The organism is Oleiagrimonas soli (genome assembly GCF_000761445.1).
Lineage (GTDB): Bacteria > Pseudomonadota > Gammaproteobacteria > Xanthomonadales > Rhodanobacteraceae > Oleiagrimonas > Oleiagrimonas soli.
In genome coordinates this window covers 1-5,438 of sequence record NZ_JROI01000019.1, presented here as the reverse complement: position 1 = coordinate 5,438, position 5,438 = coordinate 1, and the positions used below count along the sequence as shown (strand labels likewise).

Here is a 5,438-nt window from a genome sequence, read left to right as displayed (position 1 = left end):
GCAACAAAAAAGCCCCCGACGGTAAGTCGGAGGCTTTGGTGTGTAAGTCCCTGGCGGTGACCTACTCTCGCATGGCAACTGCCACACTACCATTGGCGCGGGTGCGTTTCACTTCCGAGTTCGGGATGGGATCGGGTGGGACCACACCGCTATGGCCGCCAGGGAAAGGGATGCGGGCAGCGCTTTGGTCAGCGCCAGCCCGGCAGAGGGGCGAATCGAGTGTCAAGCGTTTAGATGTGTCGGTAAGGAACGCACGAAGCGTCTTGGGGTTATATGGTCAAGCCGCACGGATCATTAGTACGCGTTAGCTCAATGCATTGCTGCACTTCCACACCGCGCCTATCAACCAGGTGGTCTACCTGGGTCCTTAAGGAGACTCGAAGTCTCGGGAGATCTCATCTTGGGGCGTGCTTCCCGCTTAGATGCTTTCAGCGGTTATCACTTCCGTTCGTAGCTACCGGGCAATGCCATGGGCATGACAACCCGAACACCAGCGGAACGTCCACTCCGGTCCTCTCGTACTAGGAGCAGCCCCCCTCAAATCTCCAACGCCCACAACAGATAGGGACCGAACTGTCTCACGACGTTCTGAACCCAGCTCGCGTACCACTTTAAATGGCGAACAGCCATACCCTTGGGACCGACTACAGCCCCAGGATGTGATGAGCCGACATCGAGGTGCCAAACACCGCCGTCGATATGAACTCTTGGGCGGTATCAGCCTGTTATCCCCGGAGTACCTTTTATCCGTTGAGCGATGGCCCTTCCATACAGAACCACCGGATCACTAAGACCTACTTTCGTACCTGCTTGATCCGTCGATCTCGCAGTCAAGCACGCTTATGCCTTTGCACACAGTGCGCGATGTCCGACCGCGCTGAGCGTACCTTCGTGCTCCTCCGTTACTCTTTAGGAGGAGACCGCCCCAGTCAAACTACCCACCACACATGGTCCCCGACCCGGGTAACGGGTCTGGGTTAGAACGTCAAGCACATCAGGGTGGTATTTCAAGGATGGCTCCACGCAAGCTAGCGCCTGCGCTTCAAAGCCTCCCACCTATCCTGCACAGATGAACTCAACGTTCAGTGTGAAGCTGTAGTAAAGGTTCACGGGGTCTTTCCGTCTTGTTGCGGGAACGCTGCATCTTCACAGCGATTTCAATTTCACTGAGTCTCGGGTGGAGACAGCGCCGCTGTCGTTACGCCATTCGTGCAGGTCGGAACTTACCCGACAAGGAATTTCGCTACCTTAGGACCGTTATAGTTACGGCCGCCGTTTACCGGGGCTTCGATCAAGAGCTTCGCCTTGCGGCTGACCCCATCAATTAACCTTCCGGCACCGGGCAGGCGTCACACCGTATACGTCCACTTTCGTGTTTGCACAGTGCTATGTTTTTGATAAACAGTCGCAGCGGCCAGGTTACTGCGGCCCGTCCGCGCTCAGCTACGCATGTAGCCACGCAGGCGGGCGTACCTTCTCCCGAAGTTACGGTACCATTTTGCCTAGTTCCTTCACCCGAGTTCTCTCAAGCGCCTTGGAATTCTCATCCTGCCTACCTGTGTCGGTTTGCGGTACGGTCTCACCATAGCTGAAGCTTAGGGACTTTTCCTGGAAGCGTGGCATCAGTCACTTCGGCTCACTTGGAGCCTGGTCTCGGTGCTCGGCGTATGTGAAAGAAGGATTTGCCTCCTAACACCGCCTACCGCCTTTCCCCGGGACAACCAACGCCCGGTAGACCTAGCCTTCTCCGTCCTCCCATCGCACTACGGCAAGGTGCGGGAATATTAACCCGCTTCCCATCGACTACGCTTTTCAGCCTCGCCTTAGGGGCCGACTCACCCTGCGCCGATGAACGTTGCGCGAGGAAACCTTGGGCTTTCGGCGGGAGGGCTTTTCACCCTCCTTATCGTTACTCATGTCAGCATTCGCACTTCTGATACCTCCAGCAGACCTTACGATCCACCTTCGCAGGCGTACAGAACGCTCCTCTACCGCGCACACAAAGTGTGCACCCCGAGCTTCGGTGTAGTGCTTGAGCCCCGTTGAATCTTCCGCGCGGGCCGACTCGACCAGTGAGCTATTACGCTTTCTTTAAAGGGTGGCTGCTTCTAAGCCAACCTCCTGGCTGTCTGTGCCTTCCCACATCGTTTTCCACTTAGCACTAACTTGGGGACCTTAGCTGCGGGTCTGGGTTGTTTCCCTTTTCACGACGGACGTTAGCACCCGCCGTGTGTCTCCCATGCAGTCTGTCCTGGTATTCGGAGTTTGCCATGGTTTGGTAAGTCGCGATGACCCCCTAGCCATAACAGTGCTCTACCCCCAGGAAGATTCACATGAGGCGCTACCTAAATAGCTTTCGAGGAGAACCAGCTATCTCCGAGTTTGTTTAGCCTTTCACTCCGATCCTCAGCTCATCCCCATCCATTGCAACGGATGTGGGTTCGGTCCTCCAGTGCGTGTTACCGCACCTTCAACCTGGCCAAGGATAGATCACTCGGTTTCGGGTCTACTGCCAGAGACTATGCGCCCTATTCAGACTCGGTTTCCCTTCGCCTCCCCTAGATGGTTAAGCTTGCCACTGACAGTAAGTCGCTGACCCATTATACAAAAGGTACGCAGTCACCCCACGAAGGGGCTCCCACTGCTTGTACGTATACGGTTTCAGGGTCTATTTCACTCCCCTCTCCGGGGTTCTTTTCGCCTTTCCCTCACGGTACTGGTTCACTATCGGTCGGTCAGTAGTATTTAGCCTTGGAGGATGGTCCCCCCATGTTCAGACAGGGTTTCTCGTGCCCCGCCCTACTCGATTTCACGCCAAATGCTTTTTCGTTTACCGGGCTATCACCGTCTATGGCCGCACTTTCCAGAGCGTTCAACTAAAACATAAGGCGCTTAAGGGCTGCTCCCCGTTCGCTCGTCGCTACTCAGGGAATCTCGGTTGATTTCTTTTCCTCCGGGTACTTAGATATTTCAGTTCTCCGGGTTCGCTTCCAGACACCTATGTATTCAGTGCTGGATACTGCTCACGCAGTGGGTTTCCCCATTCGGACATTGCCGGATCAAAGCTTGTTGCCAGCTCCCCGACACTTTTCGCAGGCTGCCACGTCCTTCATCGCCTCTGACCGCCAAGGCATCCACCGTATACGCTTTGTCGCTTGACCATATAACCCCAAGTCGCCTCGAAGTCATACGCCCAATCGACGTTTCGCCGTTTGCCTTAACGACACATCTTGGATTTCGCAATCCAAAACGCTTGTCACTCGATTCGCTTTGTCAAAGAACACGAAAACGGCCTCAACGCCGTCTCGTTTTCAAATCTTTTGTGTGCGCTGATCCAGAAATCAAAAACTGGTGGAGCCAGTCGGGATCGAACCGACGACCCCCTGCTTGCAAAGCAGGTGCTCTCCCAGCTGAGCTATGGCCCCGAAAAGATGGTGGGTCTGGGAGGACTCGAACCACCGGCCTCACCCTTATCAGGGGTGCGCTCTAACCACCTGAGCTACAGACCCGTTTGATCGTGCCGACAAGCACGCGCCGGAATCCGGCGGCTCGTCTTACTTTCTGGATGCAGGTGCCTTGTGTGGGCGTCTTGCGGGGTGGATCGTCCTTTCTCTAAAGGAGGTGATCCAGCCGCACCTTCCGATACGGCTACCTTGTTACGACTTCACCCCAGTCATGAACCACTCCGTGGTCGTCGTCCTCCCGAAGGTTAGACTAACGGCTTCTGGAGCAGCCCACTCCCATGGTGTGACGGGCGGTGTGTACAAGGCCCGGGAACGTATTCACCGTGGCATAGCTGATCCACGATTACTAGCGATTCCGACTTCACGCAGTCGAGTTGCAGACTGCGATCCGGACTGGGATCGGCTTTGTGGGATTGGCTCCACCTCGCGGCTTGGCAACCCTCTGTACCGACCATTGTAGTACGTGTGTAGCCCTGGTCGTAAGGGCCATGATGACTTGACGTCATCCCCACCTTCCTCCGGTTTGTCACCGGCAGTCTCCCTAGAGTTCCCACCATTACGTGCTGGCAACTAAGGACAAGGGTTGCGCTCGTTGCGGGACTTAACCCAACATCTCACGACACGAGCTGACGACAGCCATGCAGCACCTGTGTTCCGGTTCCCGAAGGCACCAAGGCATTTCTGCCAAGTTCCGGACATGTCAAGACCAGGTAAGGTTCTTCGCGTTGCATCGAATTAAACCACATACTCCACCGCTTGTGCGGGCCCCCGTCAATTCCTTTGAGTTTCAGTCTTGCGACCGTACTCCCCAGGCGGCGAACTTAACGCGTTAGCTTCGACACTGACCACCGAAGTGTGGCCAACGTCCAGTTCGCATCGTTTAGGGCGTGGACTACCAGGGTATCTAATCCTGTTTGCTCCCCACGCTTTCGTGCCTGAGCGTCAGTGTTGGTCCAGAAGGCCGCCTTCGCCACTGATGTTCCTCCCGATCTCTACGCATTTCACCGCTACACCGGGAATTCCACCTTCCTCTACCACACTCTAGCTCGCCAGTATCCACTGCCATTCCCAGGTTGAGCCCGGGGCTTTCACAGCAGACTTAACGAACCGCCTACGCACGCTTTACGCCCAGTAATTCCGATTAACGCTTGCACCCTCCGTATTACCGCGGCTGCTGGCACGGAGTTAGCCGGTGCTTATTCCTCAGGTACCGTCAGCCCCACCGGGTATTGGCCGGTGGTATTTCGTTCCTGATAAAAGTGCTTTACAACCCGAGGGCCTTCTTCACACACGCGGCATTGCTGGATCAGGCTTTCGCCCATTGTCCAATATTCCCCACTGCTGCCTCCCGTAGGAGTCTGGGCCGTGTCTCAGTCCCAGTGTGGCTGATCATCCTCTCAGACCAGCTATCGATCGTCGCCTTGGTAGGCCATTACCCCACCAACTAGCTAATCGAACATCGGTTCATCCAATCGCGTGAGGCCCCGAAGGGTCCCCCACTTTCTCCCGTAGGACGTATGCGGTATTAGCCTAAGTTTCCCTAGGTTGTCCCCCACGACAGGGTAGATCCCGATGCCTTACTCACCCGTCCGCCACTCGCCATCAAGAGAGCAAGCTCTCTCATGCTGCCGTTCGACTTGCATGTGTTAGGCATGCCGCCAGCGTTCAATCTGAGCCAGGATCAAACTCTTCACTTGAAGTTTTCGATCAACCCGAAGGCCGATCTATCTTTTTGAAGGTCCGAACCCAACTTCTGCATTCATCGCTGAATTACAAAGGTTAAAGGTTTGGACGCTTGCATTGGTTGGACTTCTCCAACTCCGCAAGGCGCCCACACAAGTCACCTGCGCACACTGTCAAAGATCAATCGCTTGCGAAACTTTCTTCGCAAACCCTCGAGGACGTTTCGTCCGAGGGAGCCGCACATTCTACATCGCTTTCCGTTTCCGTCAACACCCTTTTTCAGGGAAATTT

At 55.4% G+C, this 5,438-nt stretch carries 2 tRNA genes and 3 rRNA genes; all 5 read right to left on the bottom strand.

What is annotated here, in order from left to right:
- Positions 1–48: 48 nt before the first annotated feature.
- Positions 49–163, bottom strand: a 5S ribosomal RNA gene (rrf, locus tag LF63_RS00025).
- A gap of 110 nt (positions 164–273) precedes the next feature.
- Positions 274–3,161 (bottom strand): 23S ribosomal RNA (locus tag LF63_RS00020).
- A 188-nt stretch (positions 3,162–3,349) separates the two neighbouring features.
- Positions 3,350–3,425: transfer RNA gene (locus LF63_RS00015), tRNA-Ala, on the bottom strand.
- A 7-nt stretch (positions 3,426–3,432) separates the two neighbouring features.
- Positions 3,433–3,509, bottom strand: a tRNA-Ile gene (locus LF63_RS00010).
- A gap of 105 nt (positions 3,510–3,614) precedes the next feature.
- Positions 3,615–5,161: ribosomal RNA gene (locus LF63_RS00005) — 16S ribosomal RNA — on the bottom strand.
- The 16S, 23S and 5S rRNA genes sit together here with 2 tRNA genes alongside, the layout of an rRNA operon.
- Positions 5,162–5,438: the final 277 nt, after the last annotated feature.